Below are 209 nucleotides of genomic sequence, written 5' to 3' on the forward strand. Positions count from 1 at the left end.
CACCCTAAAAAGCACCCCTTCTCCCGAAGTTACGGGGTCATTTTGCCGAGTTCCTTAACGAGAGTTCTCTCGCTCACCTTAGGATTCTCTCCTCGCCTACCTGTGTCGGTTTGCGGTACGGGCACCTTTTATCTCGCTAGAGGCTTTTCTTGGCAGTGTGGAATCAGGAACTTCGGTACTATATTTCCCTCGCTGTCACAGCTCAGCCT

At 51.7% G+C, this 209-nt stretch carries 1 rRNA gene; it reads right to left on the bottom strand.

Annotation, left to right across the window (positions count from 1 at the left end):
* Nucleotides 1–209: ribosomal RNA gene (locus M3226_RS32075) — 23S ribosomal RNA — on the bottom strand; the annotation flags it as partial.

Source organism: Neobacillus cucumis, assembly GCF_023715505.1.